The organism is Colwellia polaris (genome assembly GCF_002104515.1).
Classification (GTDB): Bacteria; Pseudomonadota; Gammaproteobacteria; order Enterobacterales; family Alteromonadaceae; genus Cognaticolwellia; species Cognaticolwellia polaris.
Window position 1 is genome coordinate 56,160 of the sequence record NZ_NBOE01000013.1, and the last position, 18,915, is coordinate 75,074.

18 protein-coding genes are annotated in these 18,915 nt (G+C 37.2%); 9 read left to right on the forward strand and 9 right to left on the reverse strand.

The genetic code is table 11. The features are described 5' to 3' along the window. The first annotated feature begins 164 nt into the window (after window positions 1-164). The 4 genes from B6A32_RS16495 (at window position 165) to gpsA (ending at window position 2,469) form a co-directional block, all read left to right on the forward strand. On the forward strand, window positions 165-590 hold the full coding sequence (locus tag B6A32_RS16495) for a rhodanese-like domain-containing protein (RefSeq protein WP_085306020.1): 426 nt from the start codon (window positions 165-167) through the stop codon (window positions 588-590). Between the two features lie 32 nt (window positions 591-622). Continuing rightward, window positions 623-883, forward strand: a complete 261-nt coding sequence (gene grxC, locus B6A32_RS16500) for a glutaredoxin 3 (RefSeq protein ID WP_101685982.1) — start codon at window positions 623-625, stop codon at window positions 881-883. 65 nt (window positions 884-948) lie between these two features. Beyond that, window positions 949-1,458, forward strand: a complete 510-nt coding sequence (secB, locus tag B6A32_RS16505) for a protein-export chaperone SecB (RefSeq protein ID WP_085306022.1) — start codon at window positions 949-951, stop codon at window positions 1,456-1,458. A gap of 3 nt (window positions 1,459-1,461) precedes the next feature. Continuing rightward, on the forward strand, window positions 1,462-2,469 hold the full coding sequence (gene gpsA / locus B6A32_RS16510) for an NAD(P)H-dependent glycerol-3-phosphate dehydrogenase (RefSeq protein ID WP_085306023.1): 1,008 nt from the start codon (window positions 1,462-1,464) through the stop codon (window positions 2,467-2,469). Between the two features lie 121 nt (window positions 2,470-2,590). On the opposite strand, the gene trmL is transcribed toward gpsA, so the two are convergent. Further along, the gene (gene trmL / locus B6A32_RS16515) at window positions 2,591-3,055 is read right to left on the reverse strand and encodes a tRNA (uridine(34)/cytosine(34)/5-carboxymethylaminomethyluridine(34)-2'-O)-methyltransferase TrmL (protein WP_085306024.1); all 465 of its coding nucleotides are present in this window, start codon (window positions 3,053-3,055) and stop codon (window positions 2,591-2,593) included. 110 nt (window positions 3,056-3,165) lie between these two features. Here trmL and B6A32_RS16520 point away from each other — a divergent pair, with 110 nt between their 5' ends. Continuing rightward, window positions 3,166-4,092: a cation diffusion facilitator family transporter gene (locus B6A32_RS16520; protein WP_233131455.1), complete on the forward strand. Its 927-nt coding sequence runs from the start codon at window positions 3,166-3,168 to the stop codon at window positions 4,090-4,092. A gap of 47 nt (window positions 4,093-4,139) precedes the next feature. Here B6A32_RS16520 and B6A32_RS16525 read toward each other — a convergent pair whose 3' ends face one another. Genes B6A32_RS16525 through B6A32_RS16535 form a run of 3 tightly spaced genes read right to left on the reverse strand, consistent with a single transcriptional unit; the run spans window position 4,140 to window position 7,307 of the window. Continuing rightward, entirely contained in the window at window positions 4,140-5,150 is a 1,011-nt protein-coding gene (locus B6A32_RS16525; protein WP_085306025.1) for an alpha/beta fold hydrolase, read from the reverse strand. A gap of 49 nt (window positions 5,151-5,199) precedes the next feature. After that, the gene (locus B6A32_RS16530) at window positions 5,200-6,606 is read right to left on the reverse strand and encodes an ATP-binding protein (protein WP_085306026.1); all 1,407 of its coding nucleotides are present in this window, start codon (window positions 6,604-6,606) and stop codon (window positions 5,200-5,202) included. After that, on the reverse strand, window positions 6,606-7,307 hold the full coding sequence (locus tag B6A32_RS16535; protein ID WP_085306027.1) for a response regulator: 702 nt from the start codon (window positions 7,305-7,307) through the stop codon (window positions 6,606-6,608). The genes B6A32_RS16530 and B6A32_RS16535 overlap by 1 nt, the downstream gene beginning before the upstream one ends. A gap of 176 nt (window positions 7,308-7,483) precedes the next feature. Here B6A32_RS16535 and B6A32_RS16540 point away from each other — a divergent pair, with 176 nt between their 5' ends. Then, complete coding sequence (locus tag B6A32_RS16540; protein WP_085306028.1) at window positions 7,484-7,981, forward strand: Spy/CpxP family protein refolding chaperone; 498 nt, start codon at window positions 7,484-7,486, stop codon at window positions 7,979-7,981. A gap of 2 nt (window positions 7,982-7,983) precedes the next feature. Here B6A32_RS16540 and B6A32_RS16545 read toward each other — a convergent pair whose 3' ends face one another. The 4 genes from B6A32_RS16545 to rsgA form a co-directional block, all read right to left on the reverse strand. Beyond that, window positions 7,984-9,945, reverse strand: a complete 1,962-nt coding sequence (locus B6A32_RS16545) for a M56 family metallopeptidase (protein ID WP_085306029.1) — start codon at window positions 9,943-9,945, stop codon at window positions 7,984-7,986. Between the two features lie 49 nt (window positions 9,946-9,994). Further along, window positions 9,995-10,381, reverse strand: coding sequence for a BlaI/MecI/CopY family transcriptional regulator (locus B6A32_RS16550; protein ID WP_085306030.1), 387 nt, complete (start codon window positions 10,379-10,381; stop codon window positions 9,995-9,997). A gap of 802 nt (window positions 10,382-11,183) precedes the next feature. Beyond that, a complete protein-coding gene (asd, locus tag B6A32_RS16555) occupies window positions 11,184-12,059 on the reverse strand; it encodes an archaetidylserine decarboxylase (RefSeq protein WP_085306031.1) in 876 nt (291 codons plus the stop codon). Between the two features lie 37 nt (window positions 12,060-12,096). Beyond that, window positions 12,097-13,134, reverse strand: a complete 1,038-nt coding sequence (gene rsgA / locus B6A32_RS16560) for a small ribosomal subunit biogenesis GTPase RsgA (RefSeq protein ID WP_085306032.1) — start codon at window positions 13,132-13,134, stop codon at window positions 12,097-12,099. 213 nt (window positions 13,135-13,347) lie between these two features. Between rsgA and orn the strand changes: the two genes are divergently transcribed. Further along, window positions 13,348-13,893, forward strand: coding sequence for an oligoribonuclease (gene orn, locus B6A32_RS16565; protein ID WP_085306033.1), 546 nt, complete (start codon window positions 13,348-13,350; stop codon window positions 13,891-13,893). 258 nt (window positions 13,894-14,151) lie between these two features. On the opposite strand, the gene B6A32_RS16570 is transcribed toward orn, so the two are convergent. Beyond that, on the reverse strand, window positions 14,152-14,622 hold the full coding sequence (locus B6A32_RS16570; RefSeq protein WP_085306034.1) for a hotdog fold domain-containing protein: 471 nt from the start codon (window positions 14,620-14,622) through the stop codon (window positions 14,152-14,154). Window positions 14,623-15,071: 449 nt separating this feature from the next. Here B6A32_RS16570 and B6A32_RS16575 point away from each other — a divergent pair, with 449 nt between their 5' ends. Both B6A32_RS16575 and B6A32_RS16580 read left to right on the forward strand, forming a co-directional pair. Further along, window positions 15,072-18,698 carry a hypothetical protein gene (locus B6A32_RS16575; protein WP_085306035.1) on the forward strand — a complete coding sequence of 1,209 codons (3,627 nt, stop codon included), beginning with the start codon at window positions 15,072-15,074 and terminating at the stop codon, window positions 18,696-18,698. After that, window positions 18,695-18,892 carry a DUF1289 domain-containing protein gene (locus tag B6A32_RS16580; RefSeq protein ID WP_085306036.1) on the forward strand — a complete coding sequence of 66 codons (198 nt, stop codon included), beginning with the start codon at window positions 18,695-18,697 and terminating at the stop codon, window positions 18,890-18,892. The genes B6A32_RS16575 and B6A32_RS16580 overlap by 4 nt, the downstream gene beginning before the upstream one ends. The last annotated feature ends 23 nt before the right edge of the window (window positions 18,893-18,915 follow it).

Below are 18,915 nucleotides of genomic sequence, written 5' to 3' on the forward strand. Positions count from 1 at the left end.
ATCTTCTGTCTGTTTAGACAAAATGTTTCAGTTTTAAGATCAAAAACCTGCGATATGCCATAAGTTATTTCATTATTGTGTTTTTCTATGAAAAGTTCAGTTTGGGTTTAGTTTATTAGCCTGTATACTGTGGAAAATTTTTAGTTAATTAGAATATAAAACTTATGGACCAACTTATCACTTTCGCAATGAGCCAGCCTTTACTTAGTGGAGCATGGTTAGTTATTGTTTTAATGATTATTGTCATTACTATCAAAATTCAAATGTCGCCTATTAAGCAATTAAGTACACAACAAATGACTTTTTTAATTAATAGAGAGTCGGGTGTTGTAGTTGATAGCCGCAGCGAAAAAGACTTTAAAGCAGGGCATATTGTTGATGCTGAGCATCTTGGCAATGAAAAAGTCAGTAAAAATGACTTTGCTAGTCTTGAAAAACACAAAGATAAACCCATTATTGTAGTATGTAGTGCTGGCCTTAGTGCAAGTAAAGTGGCTAGTCAGCTAGCAAAAGCAGGTTTCACTAAAGTTAGTATTCTTAAAGGTGGAATGAGTGCTTGGTTAAGTGCAGGTTTACCTGTAACTAAGTAATTTTTGTAATATAAAATTAACAACGGACAATCATAATGGCAGTTGATATATATACCAAAGCAACTTGTTTTTATTGCATGCGAGCGAAAGCTTTATTAGATGATATGAACGTTGCTTACAATGAAATAAAAATAGATGGTGATGCACCACTACGTGAGAAAATGATCAAGCGTAGTCATGGCGCTTCAACCGTGCCTCAAATATTTATTAACAATAACCATATCGGTGGTTGTGACGATTTATTTGCATTGCATGCACAAGACAAATTAGCTTCACTTTTAGCCTCTGAGTAAAAGTGAAAATATCTTAGAATAAAATGCCAATACATAATGGCGTAAAATATAAAGGACATAACAACATGGCTGACGAAAACCAAACTGGCGCAGAAGCGACTACTGAGCAACAAGCACCACAATTTGCTATTCAACGTATTTATACAAAAGATATTTCTTTTGAAACACCAAACTCTCCAGCAATTTTTCAAAAAGAATGGAAGCCTGAAGTTCAATTAGATATTGATACTAAGTCTAATAAACTAGCTGATGACACTTATGAAGTAACGTTATCGTTAACGGTTACGGCTAAAGTTGAAGAGCAAACGGCATTTTTAGCAGAAGTACAACAATCGGGTATTTTTACTATTGGTAATTTACCAGAAGCGCAATTAGCACATACTATTGGTGCATTTTGTCCTACAACATTATTCCCTTATGCTCGTGAAGCAGTAGCTAACTTAGTAAGTCGTGGTTCTTTCCCACAAATTAACTTAGCACCAGTTAACTTTGAAGCATTATTCGCAAACTACGTACAACAGCGTGCAGCTCAAGCAAATGCTGAACAAGCACCTGCAAGTACAGAAACGCATTAATTGATGAGCCCTGATTCTGCCGCAATTTCGGTTATTGGTGCTGGCTCTTACGGTACCGCGCTGGCTATTTGCTTAGCGAGAAATGGCCATAAAACGCTACTTTGGGGGCGTGATGAAAATCATGTTGCCCAAATGGCAAGCTCGCGTGCCAATGAAAAATATTTACCAGGTAGCTCTTTTCCAGAAGCGTTACTCGTAAGCAGTGACTTAGCTAAAGTAGTAGCCGCCAGTAAAAATATTTTATTAGTAGTACCTAGCCATGTTTTTGGTGAAATGCTAACGCAAATAAAGCCTTTTTTGACAAAGGATGCCCGTTTAGTTTGGGCCACTAAAGGCTTAGAGCATGATACAGGGCGTTTATTGCAAGACGTAGCAAGAGAGATCTTAGGTGACGATATATCGTTAGCAGTACTTTCTGGGCCTACTTTTGCTAAAGAAATGGCGGCAGGCTTACCTACCGCAATTTCGTTGTCTTCAACGGATGATACTTTTGTTGAAGATATCTCGAATTTATTACACTGTGAACGAACATTTCGGGTGTACAGCAATAAAGACTTTATTGGCATTCAATTAGGTGGTGCTGTTAAAAACGTTATTGCCATTGGTGCTGGTATGGCCGATGGTATTGGCTTTGGTGCCAATGCACGTACCGCATTAATTACCCGTGGCCTAGCAGAAATGACACGCTTAGGCTGTGCATTAAATGCGGAACCATCAACTTTTATGGGCATGGCCGGGCTAGGTGATTTAGTATTAACGTGTACTGATAACCAATCACGCAACCGTCGCTTTGGCTTAGCTTTAGGTGGCGGAGCTGGTGTTGAGCAAGCTATTGCTGATATTGGGCAAGTGGTAGAAGGTTACCGCAATACCAAAGAGGTTTACTTATTGGCTAAAAGAATGGGCGTTGAAATGCCTATTGTTGAGCAAGTTTACCAAGTACTTTATTGTGCTAAAGATGCCAAATTAGCTGCTGCAGATTTATTATCACGCGATCGTAAATTCGAATAACTGATAACTTAGAGTTTCAAGCTGTCAGTTTTAAGCTGTCAGCTTTAAGCTGTCAGCTTTAAGCTGTCAGCTTTAAGTTCATTTTTCTAATTTTAGCTTCTCGCTAATTCAACCTCTGCTTTTAAACCGAATTTTCAAAACCCAATTGGCGCCATGCTTCATAAACGATAACGGCTGTTGCGTTTGATAAGTTCATACTTCTGCTGTCTTTTAACATCGGTATTCTAATTTTGTCTTGATCGGGGATTTGTTGTCTAACATCTTCAGGCAAACCTCCGGTTTCAGAGCCGAATAAGAGATAATCACCGGCCTCAAAGTTTATATCACCATAATAACCGGTTGATTTTGTCGTTACCGCTAACACGCGTTTAGGTTGTTCAGATTCAACAAAACTTTCATAACTTGCATGACGTTTAAGCGCCGCAAACTCATGGTAATCTAGTCCAGCTCTGCGGAGTTTTTTATCTTCTAGATCAAAACCCAATGGTTCAATAAGGTGTAATCTAAACCCCGTATTGGCACATAAGCGAATAATATTACCTGTATTGGGCGGTATTTGAGGTTGAAATAAAACGACATCTAACATAGCAAGTGCTTAATAAATTCTATAATTAAATGTTATTATACAGGCCTTGAAGCGAATGCTTAAGCTTTGCTTTGACAATTTTTTAGAATATATATTCATGGGAGAACCCAGTGTCAGAAAACAAGATTGATTCTGCTCAATATGCGCACTTAGTTAAGATGGCGGCCTTTGCTGCATCGACAACGGCCTTGGTGTTAGTGCTAATAAAGCTCTATGCATTTTTTGTGACTGACGCTAGTGCTATGTTGGCCTCTGCTACCGACTCTATTTTAGATTTGTTTGCTTCTATTATGAATGTGGTTATTTTACGTTTTGCTTTAGCGCCAGCTGATAAAGAGCATAAATTTGGTCATGGCAAAGCAGAAAGTTTAGCTGGCTTAGTGCAAGCCGCCTTTGTTTTAGGTTCAGCGCTACTGCTAGTATTTAATGGTGTTGAACGCACGATTAGCCCTCAAGAAGTTGTTCGAACTGAAGTCGGTATTGTGGTATCGATTATTGCGATTGTGATGACATTAATGCTAGTGGTATTGCAAAAATGGGTTATTAGTCAAACAAAGTCGGTTGCGATAAGCGCTGATGCTTTGCATTATCAATCTGATCTGATATTGAATTTAGGCGTGTTGGCGGCATTATTTCTTAGCCAAGGTTACTGGTTACAGGCAGATGGAGTATTTACGGTTGCAGTTGGTATATTTTTGCTAATTGGCGCAGGTAAAATAATATGGACCAGCGTGCATCAGTTAATGGATCACGAATTAACTTCAGAAGAGCTGAGTGTTATTAAGAAAATAGTTTTAGCGCATGAAGGTACACTAGGTTTGCATGAATTAAGAACACGACAAGCAGGTCCTGACCGTTTTATACAGTTTCATTTAGAGCTTGATGGAGAATTGTCTCTGTTTGAAGCCCATATAATAGGTGAAGCGATTGAACTTGAAATTATTGAAGCGCTAGCACCTTGTGAAGTCTTTATTCATCATGACCCGCTATCTGCGGCTAATCATCAACAAAAAAGTGAAGACATAAAGCGTATTTAGTCTTCAACTTTTTTAATTAATAACGCTTTACTCATAAGCACTTAATGTTATTGGTGTAACTCGAACCACGCGATAGTTTTATCTATCGCGATATCTCGGTATTGGTCTACCTCAAAATAAAGCTCGTGATATGCACCGTCGATAACAACGGGTTTACCTTCAGGGCACGCACTTTTATTGGCTTTATAAAGTTGCTGGCAAAAACTTAACTGAGCATCATTATCTACAATTAGTTCGTTACCGGCTTGTAGCATTTGTATGGGAAGCGATAGTTTGTTTATATCTTTAAATAAGTTGTCTGAATTAATTATGGCTTGTTCTAACCAGGTAAAGGTTACTCCGCCAAGCTTTAATTCAGGTTGCGCCTGGTATAGCGCTTGAAAACGCTCGAACCTAGGCGCAGAATGCATCAGGTAATTCTCTTCAAAAGTACTTTTATTGATATCGTTTTGTCCCAAAAAGTACCAAGGGTTGTCTGACAGCCAGCGATTTAATGTTGAGCCTGTTTTTATTAATGACTTCGCCAACCACTTTGGTGTGCCACCACTTGATATAGCGATCATCGGTGAACTTAATGTCAGTGCTTTGATATTATGCGGATATAACTGCAAATACCTTAAGGCAATCGCTCCGCCCATAGAATGTGCCAGCATATAGGCTTGTTTATTATGTTGCGGGTATTGCTCGGGTAAAACGACGCTAATTAACTGGTTTAAATCTTGGGCGTAGTGATCAAACTTTTTAATATACCCTTGTAAACGATTAGGCGTTAATCGTGCTGAAAGCCCTTGGCCGCGATGATCAATAATAACACTGTCATAACCTAGGTTATCGAGATCAAATGCCAATTCTTGATACTTTAAGTAGCTTTCTGAGCGGCCAGGAACAATAACAATGAACGGCTTTTCTGGACGCTTAAGGTTAGTGGCATAAGCAATAGTAATTCTATCTTCGGTTTCGAATGAAGCATGATTCACTGTCTTCCAAAAATCTGCAATGGCGAGCTCTTTTTGGGTTGTAAGTGCTCGCTTACTTTCTATGCTTTTGTCATTAGCCATTAACGGGGTTCCTAGCAATAGTCCCAATAAGACTACTACATAAAATAATTTAAGCTTGATGACGACTATTTTTGCCGATTGCAGTGGGTAATTCAATGGTTACTGTTAATCCGTTTTGATTATTATTTTGGGCGCTGATATTACCATTATGCGCAACAACAGCTTGTTTTGCTATAGCCATTCCTAGCCCGGTTCCACCGGTTGCCCGATCGCGTGCTTGAGCAACTCTATAAAAAGGGTCAAATAGCTTAGGTAAATCTTCAATAGGTACACCTGTGCCGGTATCAGCTATCTCAATAATAAATGTTGAATTTGTTTTCGTTAATTTAATACTAACTTGTTGATTTTTATGACTGTAGTTTACTGCGTTAATCAATATATTATTAAAGGCGCTCGATAGTAAGTTAGCATCTGCTTGCAATAAAGCGCTTCCTTGATGATCAAAGAGAATATTAATAGATTTTTCATTAGCGATATACTGTGCGTCTTCAATACACAGCGTAAGTAGTTGTTTAAGATCTAAAGACATTAACTCAAGTTGGTTAATCGTATTTTCTTGCCTTGATAGCGATAAAACACTCGATATCATTTCGTCGAGTCGAGCTATTTCAAGCTCACATCGTTGTAAATGTTTATGTAATAAAGCTTCAGAGATATTGTTTTGTTGAGCAAGGCCTAACGCGATTTGTAAGCGGGTCATCGGGGAGCGGAGTTCATGAGAAACATCAGCCATTAATCGTTGATGTGAACCAATATTTTGTGCAAGTTTTTCAGCCATTAAATTAAAGCTTGCTGCACAAGCGCCAATTTCATCATTACGTTGGGCAATTAAAGGGATGCGAGTATTAAAGTCGCCGTCGCCAAAATGGGCGGCTGCTCTTTGCATAGCAATAAGAGGCTTGGTGAATGAGCGGGTTAATAACCACAGTAAAAGCGAGCTAATAAAAATAGGAATTGCTAAACGAAGCCAAGTTGGAATACGCTGTATTATGTTACCAAATGCAGGTTTTCGATCACGATTTGCTAAATACAATTGATATGAAGTTCCGGCAACATCAACCAAAACAGGGCCGGTCATTCGATAGAATTCAAACTTAATGGTCGTTAGATTCTCAAGGTTATTTTCAGTTAAAAAATCCTGTAAATTAACAGTTTGCCATGTATGTGAAGTAAGTACTTCGTTAGTTTTCGTATTTTTTAACAGTATTTCGCGCCCAGGTTTTTGGGGTAAATCGGATAACAGCTTTTCTGTTGAGTCGTAGGGGTTAAGTGCTAACTTTTGGCTGATACGATCAACTCTGACGATATCTGAATGATGCGTTGGAATAATAACGCTTTTTGTTCTAAATTGTTCAGATATCAACCGTGTAACAACTATAGTTAAAATTACGATCAACCAAAAGCAAATAAATAGTTTAGCGCCAATGGAAAAGAATTTTTTTGGTATTTTAAGCATTAAGACACCTCTCCTGCTAAGAAAATATAACCAGCGCCACGAATGGTTTTAAGTTTGTCCGTTGGGCTAAAAGGAAGAAGCTTACGGCGAATATTACTCACATGCATATCAATACTGCGATCAAACGCGCTTAACTTTCGGTTTAATACTTGTTCTGAAATTTCATTTTTACTGACAATTGAACCTGGCTTTGCCATTAAGTGCTCAATAATTTGATATTCAGTGCCGGTGAGTTCAACAAACTGATCATGGCAAGTCACTTGTCGTGTTGCGTGATTAAGCTTCACACCATTGACTTGTAAAGCTGAAATAGGAGCTTTAGTATTTTTAACGATGTTTATGCGGCGAAGAATTGCTTTAATACGTGCAAGTAGCTCACGATGCTGAAAAGGCTTTGGTAAATAATCATCGGCCCCTAGCTCTAAACCTAATATGCGATCAGCATTATCGCCTTTAGCTGTTAACATTAAAATAGGTGTTTTATGGTTGCCACCTAAGGCTTTCAATACTTCAAAACCCGTTAATCCGGGCATCATAACGTCTAACAAAATCAATGAAATTTTATCATCGAAGGCCTTTTCTAATCCTGAAATTCCATCATGACAGCAAATAAGCTCAAAGCCTTCAGTAGCAAGGTAATCTGTTAATAATTCGGCAAGCTCTTTGTCATCGTCGATTAATAAAAGTTTATGATTTTTCATTGTGGTTCTCGCTAATTACTGATGTATATGTCGATAGAAGTCATTTATTGATTCGTGGTGCATGATAACGTATAAATTTAAAGCGCATTGCTATCTTTACAAAACATTTACGTTGGCTTTCGTTTCTTTTCGTTGCATAAATTATACTGGTGTTGAATTCATTGAGGAGCAATATTATGAAAATCCAAAAACTATATACAACAATTAAGCCGTACGCAGTAGTCAGTATATTTGTACTAGGTATTAGCAGTCTTAGTGTTAGCGCCATGGGGCATAATAAAAACGACCATAATATCGAAAATAACGTTGAAATGAGCCAACATAAAGGTGAGGGCGGTCATAAGCATCACGGTAATATGAAAAAAAGTCTACGTCGTCTAGCGAAAAAATTGGACTTAACGGCTGAGCAACGTAGTGAAATAAAAGCTATTTTTGCGGGTATGAAGGAAGATAGGAAAGCAAATAAAGTTGCGCTTTCTAGTTATAAAGAACAAATGAAGTCACTACATGCTGAGAGCGAATTTGACGAAAATAAGTTTAATGCAATTTATGCCGAATTTCAGGAGAGCTTTAAACAGCTAGCAATGGAAAAAGCAAAAAATCATCATGCTATCATGCAAGTATTAACACCTGAACAACAGGAAAAATATTCATCAATGCGTAAGCGCCGTTAAGCTTATTTTAAAAGGCTGAACGAGAATATTTTAGACATCTTGCTTTCTACCGCACGGCCGTTCTTTTTAGCCGGTAGAAAGCGCCACTTTTCCATGGCATTACGAATGGTACTTCGAAAGTAGTTCACTCTACTTTTTGATTCAAATTCGATATTTCTAACAAAGCCATTTCGGTCAATATCAAACTCAACCATAACCTCTAGCTCTATACCTTTTCTTTTTGCAGAGCTAGGGTATTTAGGATCTGCAGAGCTTAATAACTTAGCCGCTACGGTTTTATGCTGTAAATCATGCTTACTTATATCGTTATCATTTAATGTTGCTTGATTAAAGTGATTGTTATTAGTGCCTAGTTGCACGCTTTTGGCTGTTTGGTAATAATTTTTTGGGTGACTTCTATTTAATGTATTAGTTAACGTATCACTTGATGTAACAGGTTCATTTAACAGGTTACTAATTTGTTTAGTGTATGAATTATTTTTAGCAACATTACGCTTAGAGTCGGTACGTTCAAACGCTATTTCAGAAATTGACTTAGTATCTGAATTTGCTTGATTTTTTTGGGCAGGTAAATGTTGAGTTAGCGCTTCAATAATAGGTTGCGCTTCATTTTTTGTATCGCTGGTGTTTGCACCTATAAAAGGTAGCTCATTGTAATACGGGTTCGTTGAATATTGATTTACAATAGCTAACTCATTAGCTGGTTCAACAGCTATAACTTTAAGCTTTGAATTAAATTTTTTCGGCTCAGCATTCGCAGGAGATATCGATGCTGAATTTGCGCCGTCTGCGTTTTCTATGGCTAATAAATGGCTAGCTAACGACGTGTTAATATTTTCAGGTTCAACATTAGGCACTGCTTGTAATAGTAAGCTTTTGTTTAAATATGTTGCCGAATTATTTAAAGAAATGCTGCCAGATTGCAAATCAATGATAGGTAAGGTGAACGAATATTTTGACAACAGAAATACTACGGTGAGTAAAATACTAACCGAAGCTAACCACTTACCCGAGTCATTAGTTTTTGTACAATGTTGTTGGTGCTCTAATAAGCGTACAACCCGTTGCTTAAGATCACCACCAGAAGCTGCCATCGCCATGTTCGGAATAGTATGGTGGCGATGATTTGCGCATAACGAAGCTGTATCTGCCAAAGTATGCGCATAGGCAAGCGAGTTTCCGCAATGTTTTACCGCAATGTCATCGCTACAATATTCACGCTCATTGCGCATTTGTTTTGAAACCCAACGCACGCTTGGATGAAAAAATAATGTTATTTCTACCAATGTTTGGAAAAAGTTAACTAAATAGTCATGGCGACGAATATGGGCTAACTCATGCAACAATAACATATCAAGCTGTTGCGGGGTTAAACCAGAAACCATGCTAAATGGAATCAACACTACTGGCTTTAACCAACCTATTGCCATGGGTACATCAGTTTTATGTGAAAGTAAAAGAGATACAGGTTGCGACAAGCCAACTTGGCTTATTAACTGATTAAATCGCTTTTGTAAGGTTATATCTGCTTTTGTGCAGCCTTGAAGCGGCAGACGATTTACATTGTATAACTCTATAATTAGCTTAAGCGTTAGTACAATTACAAAGCTTAGCCATACCATGGTAAGCAGTGGTAGGTACTCTAACCATTCAACATACCAAATATTAGTTTGTATATGCTCTAGATTAAAGCTTTGATCAAGTAACGGTAGGCTATACACCAAATTGGTTACTTGACGGTAATCAATATCGTAGACAAAAAAGAAAGTTATCGTAGGTAGAACTAAGTTAGCCAGCATAGCTAAGGTGCTTAATGCGTAGCGTAATTGAGACTTTTGATATGAAATTAACGATAGAAAAGCTTTTAATACTGCTGCAACAAGTGCTCCTTGCCATAAGAAATGGATAAGAGTAATGGCTAAAGCAGCTAATAGTGGATTATTAATTAAGCTTTCCTGAAACATGCCTATTTAAGTGACCTTTTACGTATAAGTTAGTTAAGGTGTTGATGAATTAAGACTGTTGTTCTAATTCATTAAGTAACTGTCTAATGTCTTCAATTTCTTTTTTACTGGTTGAGTTATCTAGTGCGCGCATAACGAGCTTTGACGTTGAACCACCAAAGGCTTTTAAAACTAAGTCTTTCAATAAAGAAGATTGGGTAACCATTTCGCTATTCGCCGGAGCATAAACGTGTGCTCGATTGCTTTCATCGCGAATGACTAACGCTTTTTCATGCATTATTTGCAATATTTTTAAAACGGTCGTGTAGCCAGTCGTTTGTGTTTGGCTAACTGTTTCATGTATTTGTCTAACGGTAGCAGGTCCCATTTTCCAAAGTATATTAAGTAACGTCAGCTCGGCTTCGGTAGGCTTAATATCTGATTTATCTCGTAACATTGAGATTCCTTAGGCAGTTTTATTTCATTGTTATACTAAACAGTACGCTGCATTTAAGTTTTAATTTTCTATTAACGGCGTAAATCAGTTCAGTCTTATTATGTTATGTTTTTACATTTTTTTTATATTGTTATACGAATTAACTCGTATCATATTACTCCTATCCTATCTTGCGATGAATAAATGAGCAATAGCAATTATAAAATTGCCCGATTTAAATCTAAATATTAATAACAAATAAAAGAACGGATACTCGTTTAAGGTCAATATTATTTCATGCGTATGTGCTGGGGAATTGGTAAATAACCTGACGATTTGGAAACCGAAATATTGTTAAATTTAATATTAATTATCAATAGTATAAGCCTAAGCCTGTGAGCTTGCTTGAAACGCAGCGTTGATTATTTCAGCATCAAAGCACTTAAGTGAAAGATTAAGTATTCTGACGTTTAATTTTTGGCAGAATTAGCGTAGCTGATAGGGCATTATGCAATAAGTGCAGCGATTTTGATGCTAGATATATTATCTGCTATTAACAAAAATGCATGATGATTAAACGAAGAAAAAATTGCAGGTAAAAAATTATTGCCTGTTTTTATTGTTTTAATGAATCACAGAGCTTCTGAATTTCAATACGGAGTTGTTCGCCTTGTGTTCATAAAACTCAATGGCATTGCAACCTCGTATGGCTGTTTTACTCAAAAGCTAGTAGTGAGTTTTTGTGGAACTCACTACTCGTATCATTGCATAATGACCTTCTTGGTTTTAAATACCTTCAGGCTTGAAAGTCAAAAAATATGGTTTATGTACTTTCAGTTGCGTTAACTAAATCAGCATAATGTTCACCAAGTCGCGTTACAGTTTCTGGACCTGCTGCTTGATTAAATTTCACCATGTTAGGTGCAAAGGTTGTTACAACGGTAGAGCCGAGTTTAAAGCGACCCATTTCAGCACCTTTTTCTAATGTAATAGCACCAACGCCATCTTTGGGGTAGTGCCAGCGAAATACATCTTTACCTGCCGGAGGTGTAATAGTGCCTGCCCAAACTGTTTCAATACTGGCAACAATTGTTGCACCGACAAGCACCATTGCCATAGCACCATGTTCGGTATCAAAAATAGCGACAACACGTTCATTGCGAGCAAATAAATTAGGCACATTATTAGCCGTTAATGGGTTAACAGAAAATAAATCGCCCGGTACATAAATCATTTCACGCAATGTACCTGTAATTGGCATGTGAATGCGGTGATAATCTTTCGGGGCAAGGTAAATACATGAAAATTCACCATCTTGAAAAGGTGCCGCTGTTGCTTTGTCGCCACCAAGTAAGGTTTCTAAGCTGTAATTAAAGCCTTTTGCTTGAATAAGTTGTCCTTGCTCAATAGGGCCTTGTTGACTGATAGCACCATCAACAGGATAACAAACCGTATTTTCATCTGCGATAAAAGTACGAGCGCCATCTTCAAGTTCACGAGTAAAAAAGTCGTTAAAGGTTTTAAAATCAGTGGCATTTTTTAACTTAGCTTCAGCCATATTAATATCATAAGCTTTAATAAATGAACTAATTGCTTTAGTTGTTAACCAGCCGGCTTCTGCGGCGGCAAACTTGCCTACTAATCGAGATATTGCATGCTTTGGCATTATGTACTGCAGAGCAATTTTAATTTTATTCATTAACACTTTTTTTTCCTTAATCTATTTATTATCTATTTTAATCATTAAAGCGCGAGGTTAGGGTGTTATCACCTAAGCTGGCTAATATTTTTTGGAAACTAGCTAAACGCTCAGGAAATATTCTTCCTTCGTCTTTTGCCGCTACTAGCGCACAACCGGGATCGTTCTGATGTTTGCAGTCGCGAAATTTACACGTACCTAGGTATTCGTCAAACTCGATAAAGCCATTACTGACCTGCTCGGGTGATAAATGCCATAAACCAAATTCTCTTATACCTGGCGAGTCAATTAAATCACCGCCTTGTTCAAAGTGATATAATCTAGCAACCGTTGTAGTGTGCTGACCAAGCCCTGAGTTTTCAGAGACAACTTTAGTCATTACCTCTAACTCTGGCATTAAAGTATTAGTTAAGGTTGACTTGCCTACGCCAGATTGCCCAACAAATACACTAGTATGTTGGCTAAGCTGTAGCTTTAAATCTGCAATGCCTTCGCCGGTTTCGTTACTCACGTAAGTGACTTGATAACCAATATTTCTGTATATGTTTAACTGCTTTTCAATGGCTTCGCGATTACTATCATCAAGTAAGTCGACTTTATTTAAGAGGATAACCGGCGTTATGCCTGTTTGCTCAGCAGCAACTAAATAGCGATCGATAATATCTGCATTAAAAGCAGGCAATACAGAAGATACAATTAATATTTGACTAATGTTGGCAGCAATAGGTTTAACACCATCATAAACATCAGGGCGACTAAGTACTGACTTTCGCTCATGAACGGCTTCTATAACGCCAGAAATACTATGCTGTGTTTCTTTACCTCTACGCCAAAGCACTTTGTCGCCACAGACTAATGAGGTAATACTGCGACGTAAGTTACAACGGAAAATTACGCCGTCGCTGCTTTCAACATCGGCATGTTGACCAAAGCGGCTGATAACGGTGCCCGTTTCAGCAGCGGCGAGTTCGTCATCTTGCCACTGCACTTTTTCAGTCGATTTACGTAACTTCTTACTTTGATTGGCTTTGATTTGCCGTGCTTGACCTTTGGTCAGTTTTTTGGCTTTAGCCACAAGTTAGTCTCATTTATATGTTAACTCAGCATTTGTGTTTTAATCGGATAGGGTTACCGAAAAATAATTTTAATCATGCCACATTCTGACGTATTATATACTCAAGCATTATATAAATGCATGTGTAATTGCGCCTTTTGCAGACACTACGCTGAGTAGGCAGTTTAGTCATGGGCGCTAACTTGATAAAAGGTAACTCACCTAGGGATAACAATGAGCGTGAATGATAGCAATTTAATTTGGTTAGATTTAGAAATGACCGGTCTTGAGCCTAAGACTGATGTTATTTTAGAAATTGCGACAATAATTACTGACAGTCAACTGAATGTATTAGCCGAAGGCCCCGTGTTTGCTATTCATCAAAGTGATGAAGTTTTGAATAATATGAATGAATGGTGTATCGACCATCATGGTCAATCGGGTTTAACTCAAAGGTGTCGGGAAAGTAAAATCAGCCTTGAACAAGCTAGTGCTGAAACGTTAGCATTTATAAAGCATTACGTTACCCAAGGTAAGTCACCTATGTGTGGTAATAGTATTGGGCAAGACAGGCGATTTATTAACAAATACATGCCAGAGTTTGAAGATTACTTTCACTATCGTAATATCGATGTAAGCACCATAAAAGAGTTAGCGCGTCGTTGGAAGCCTGAAGTATTAGATAAAGTGGTAAAAACAGGTGCACACTTAGCGATGGATGATATCCGTGAATCTATAGCAGAGTTAAAAGTTTACCAAGAACACTTTTTTCAACTTTAAAAGTTAAAACAAAGCTAAGCTTGATTTGTTCGAGCACTTTACTGATAACTGGTTTGTTTTGCCTTGATATGATTGATATTTTCGGTGTTTTTGCCAAGCTTACATTGCATTAAGCTTGGCAAAAAACGATTGATTCTTAATAATTGCTTTTTATAGCCGAACTTGCGTTTGACTGGAAATTCGCAAGAAAAATTACAGTAAACCGAAATTTTGTCCGACTATTTCGGTATTTTCAACCAATACTGGCCAGTACAAAGGTTACTTTTTAGGCTTTTCAGATAGCCATAGTCTAATTTCGCCATCAACAACAACAGTGCCGTGGGTGTCTAATGCTCTAACGGCAACACTAACGTCGCCCACTTGCCATTGCTCCGCATTGATTTTCGCTTCTGCTGTGATATCTGTTGTAGATTTAGCGAGGTAATTAACATCCATGCCTTTTGGCAGCCAACGTAAATTTTTAGGTATTGAAGCTTCTGTCATAGCACCCATTGCCATTTCTAATGCGTTACAAATCGCAATAGCATGTACAGTACCTATGTGGTTTTGAACAGGCTTGCGCTTAGGTAATAGCACCTGACAAAAATTCACTTCTAAGGTCAAAATTGTTGGCTTAATCGATTTAAAATAGGGGGCTTGAGAAGCAAACACTTTACTAAATAGTGTGCGTCCAAATGGGTACTTAAGAAATTTTTCTTGTAATTTTAGTAGATAGTTTGTTTGACTCATACTGGTCCAATCTCTTTTGAAATTTCGGTAAGTTGGCATCTTACCGTATTTTTTTGGTGATGTTTATCTTGTTTTAAGCAAATATTTATTATCGTTATTACACTTCAAATATTAAGGAATATTCAGCAATACATTGAATTATTAATGGGCGAATGCCTGAACTAGGTTGAAATGGGAATAATATGTTTTACTTTAAAGTTAGCTAGTAGTTTGTGTTAAATGAGTTGCTGTATTGAACGATTAGTGAGAATTTAATACCTTAAATGCACTATTTGCAGGCGCTGTATTGATGAATTCATGATGCCATTTAGTATTAATCGTTGCTAATTAACGTTAAATCCATACACTGTTATCTAGCCAAACCATTTCACTTAGATGTTAACTTCTCGAACAGGTTTGTCTTTATAAGTTACCCATTAGTATTTGACCTGTTAGGATATTCTTCGTTCATGGATTCAACATTACCGCTATATCGCCAACTTACCAGTAGACTATTGCTATTATTTTTAAGTTTTATGGTGCTATTTTCAGTCGGATTTTATTTTTACTTACAATATGAGCAAGACCTAACGCTATTAAAGCACCAACAGCTGCCAGCAATCGAGGAATTTAATCAACATCAGCAACTATTAATTCAAAGTGATCGCATTTTGTATGGGATTCTTAATAGTAAATACGCTAATACTCTTGCTAATGACTATTTGATTTTACAGGAAAATATCAAAAGTATATCTTATGTAAACCGCAAAAACAGAAGGCTACTCGAGCAACTTATGATGAGGTTAAAGGCACAATCAGTAAATGTGTCTCTGTTAACTGAGAATGAGCGACGAAACCTACAGCTTAAAGATAATGTTATTATTCAGTTAACTCTCATTGCTGATAATTTAGCGAACTTAATTAGCGAACAGTCAGATGAACAAGAAACCTTAAACCGTCAAATTAACGAAGAGAAATCTTCAAACCGTATCTTGGTAAACCGAGTTAAAGCCTATAGTCGTTTGCTAACGAAAATTAAAATAAACCACGAATTGCATCAAAGCCTTATCGATACGTTAGTTATGTTTAATCAGCTTGATTTACAATACGACTTAGCCGATTTTGATTACACAACACTAAAAGCCCAACGTAATATAAATGATTGGTTAGATAACGCTGCCATTGCCGTCTCTAGAAGTTCGAATGAAAATGCCTTAATGGAGCAAGTTTTAGTCCTTAACGCCTTATTATTTAACGAGCAAAATACTTTAGCAAAATGGCGTGGACAATTGCGCATGGCGATTGATTTACAAACCGAACTAAGCAAACAAAAAATTGAACTTGCACCGCTACTTAATAAAATGCTCGTTGTACAACCGATTAAGTCCTCAATAATTGAACAAAAAATATTATCTTGGTTAGCGTTAGTTGATGTTAGTTTTCAGCCTAAATATTATATATGGCTTATTACGGCTACCTTTTTAATCATTGGCATTATTTTTATTATTTTACTCATTAGTTTACGCAAAAAAATAAAACATGCAGGTTTACAAGGAATAGCCGTTATTGATGAATTAGTAACGACGGGAGAAGTGTTAACGCAAGTACCTGTACAAGAAATTAATACTATAATCAGTAAAGTAGAGCAGCTTTCCAAACCTTTACATTCAGAAAGTGATTTTCAACTTCAGCAGCAACAGTTTAAGGCGCATAACGCACTTATGTCGCGCCACACCGGCAATATTTATTGGCAATTACCGCTAGCTTCAAAAAAGCTTTTACGAAAATTAACGGCATTATTAGCGGTTGAAGCCAGTGATAAACATTGGCGTCATTTTTTTAGTCGTGCAGACGTTCGCTTGATTTTATCCAGTGCGAGAAAAGCCAAAAATAACCAGCGTGTTGAAAAAATAAATTTAACCAGTAATCAGGAAAAAGCGGTCGCGATAACCATTGAGTATATCGATAGTACTTGGTGCGGTAGCATACAAAATATAGAAGAGTACCGATTACTTAAAGATGAAAACGTACAGCTGCATCAACAAGTTAAACAACAGAACCAGATAAACAAGCTTGCTGTCATTGCCAGTAGCGAAGGTGTGTTAGACATCACGAGTAACGTTATGACTCAACAACAACAACTTTCGTTAACTCCAGGTTATCAAGGCTATGTTTATCAGCAATTGCAGCAATTAACTCAGTTGAGTGAACAGCAAAGAACTTGCGCGCAATTGCGTTGTGACGATTTTATTTTGTCGTTATCAACCGTATCACTAGTGAATGAAGTCAATACAGCGATAGCGAATGTTAGCTTTTATCAAGCGCAAAATAATAACCATATTTTTGTCAACTTGGATGAAAACTTAGCGCATTTAGTCACACTAGAAAGTGAATTGTTCCAGGCTATGCTCACCACAATATGCCAAAAAATGTTTACAGAGCAGCATATGTCAGTGCTTGATATAGACTTAAATGTAATCGATGTAAACAGTGCTCAACAGATTGTTCGCATTAGTTTTACTATTAAGAAAGCATCACAATTACAACCGTTACAAGAGACTATTAATACATTAGCATTTAATGAAGAAGCCAATGAAAGTCTTAACAATATTACCGATAATTATTTAAAAGATTTACAGTTAATATTCAATGTTAACAATAAGGTATGTCAGTCGCTTGATGAAGGAGGTAAATTCTCATTCGATATGCCGTTTGCCATTGCTGAAGACTTACATCAAAAAAGTAACGATAAAATAATTAAGCTTTCAAAGCGTTCATTACTGGTAATCGCGACTGAAAAAGCTAATCGAGAACGAATTTGTCAAGCATTAAGTAAAAGCAAAGCTGTGATAGAAACTATGCAAGATATGGTGTTATTTCAGCGACAAATTAGTCTTAAGCATCTCACTCGAAATCCTATAGACGTTATTATTTTGTCTGCTGAGGTGTACCTAACTGACTATGACTTAATCACTCAGCATATGGCTAGCTTACCTAATAAGTTACAGCCTAAAATATTGGTTTTACAACCATATCACTGCGAAATATTGCAAAGAACAGGCTTATTTTCATCATGTAATTTACCCTGGTTCAGTGAAACACTTATTGCCGAGGTTCAGCAGTTACTTCGAAGCGACAGCAAAATTAATTTAGTTGTTGAGCCTGAAATTTTCGCACCTTACCGATTTCTACCTAGCAAAGTAGAAGTATTAGTTGGCATAGCAGAAACGAAAAGCAAGCAACTGTTAATTCGAACGCTGCATTGGCTCGGTTTGAAAGTTACCTTAGTGTCTCGGCCTGAACAGCTTGAACGGTTGTGGCAATCGGGACGATTCTTGTTGGTAATTTCTGAGTTTTCAGACTTTAATATGGCTGTTAATAAAAATGTCAGCGCTCAGCGTGGCATATTTATTTTAAATCAACATCTAGCTAAAAAAACCGATGTTATACACAATAATGTCTCTAATACTGTTAATGGTACTTACGAAATTAAGTATTTAGCACCTGTGTTAGACATTCAAAAACTTACCGAGCAGTTATCACCTTGGCTGATCTCAGGCTTAGGCGTCAATGCAAGTTCAGAGCAGCAAACACCAGTAACATCGGGTAAAGATATTAACGCTGCAAAGATGAATACATCAGCAAAGGCAATGCCTTTGGCACCAGCAACAAACAAGGCAGACATAGAGCAGTTATTGTCTATTGAGTTAGATAACAAGCTGGAACAGGTAAGCGAAATAACGAGCAATGCTTTTGATTTAAATCAATATGCACAGAATCAAGGTTCTGCTGAGCTTGCCGCCTTTATGTTAGACGACTATTTAACCGAGATTACGGATTATAGCCAAGAATTTGTTACAGCAATTGATCAACAAAATATTGATTTGGCTAAACAAAAGCTAGTGTTATTGGTTAAATTAGCTAAAGTTATTGCAGCTAAACCTTTAATAACGCAATGTGACGAGCTTAGTAAAACTCTGAATAATGATGGCAGTCAGGCTGATGTGTTAGCCAAACTCGATAACGAGATCCATCAGAAAATACACCACCTAAAGCAATGTATAGTAGAATTAACTGAGTTTGCAGAAACAATATGAATGTAAAATACCACCAGCCAACAGAAACCGTTGCTAGCCCTTGTGTTCGTAATTGTTGTTTGAATCAGGAAGATGTTTGCTTAGGCTGCTTTCGTCACATTGATGAAATTATGGCGTGGAGTAAACTCGATGCCAAGGCAAAGAAAAACGTACTTAACTTATGTGAGCAACGTCAGCAGCTAATTCAAAAATAGCATGCTAGGCCGATAGTCAGTAG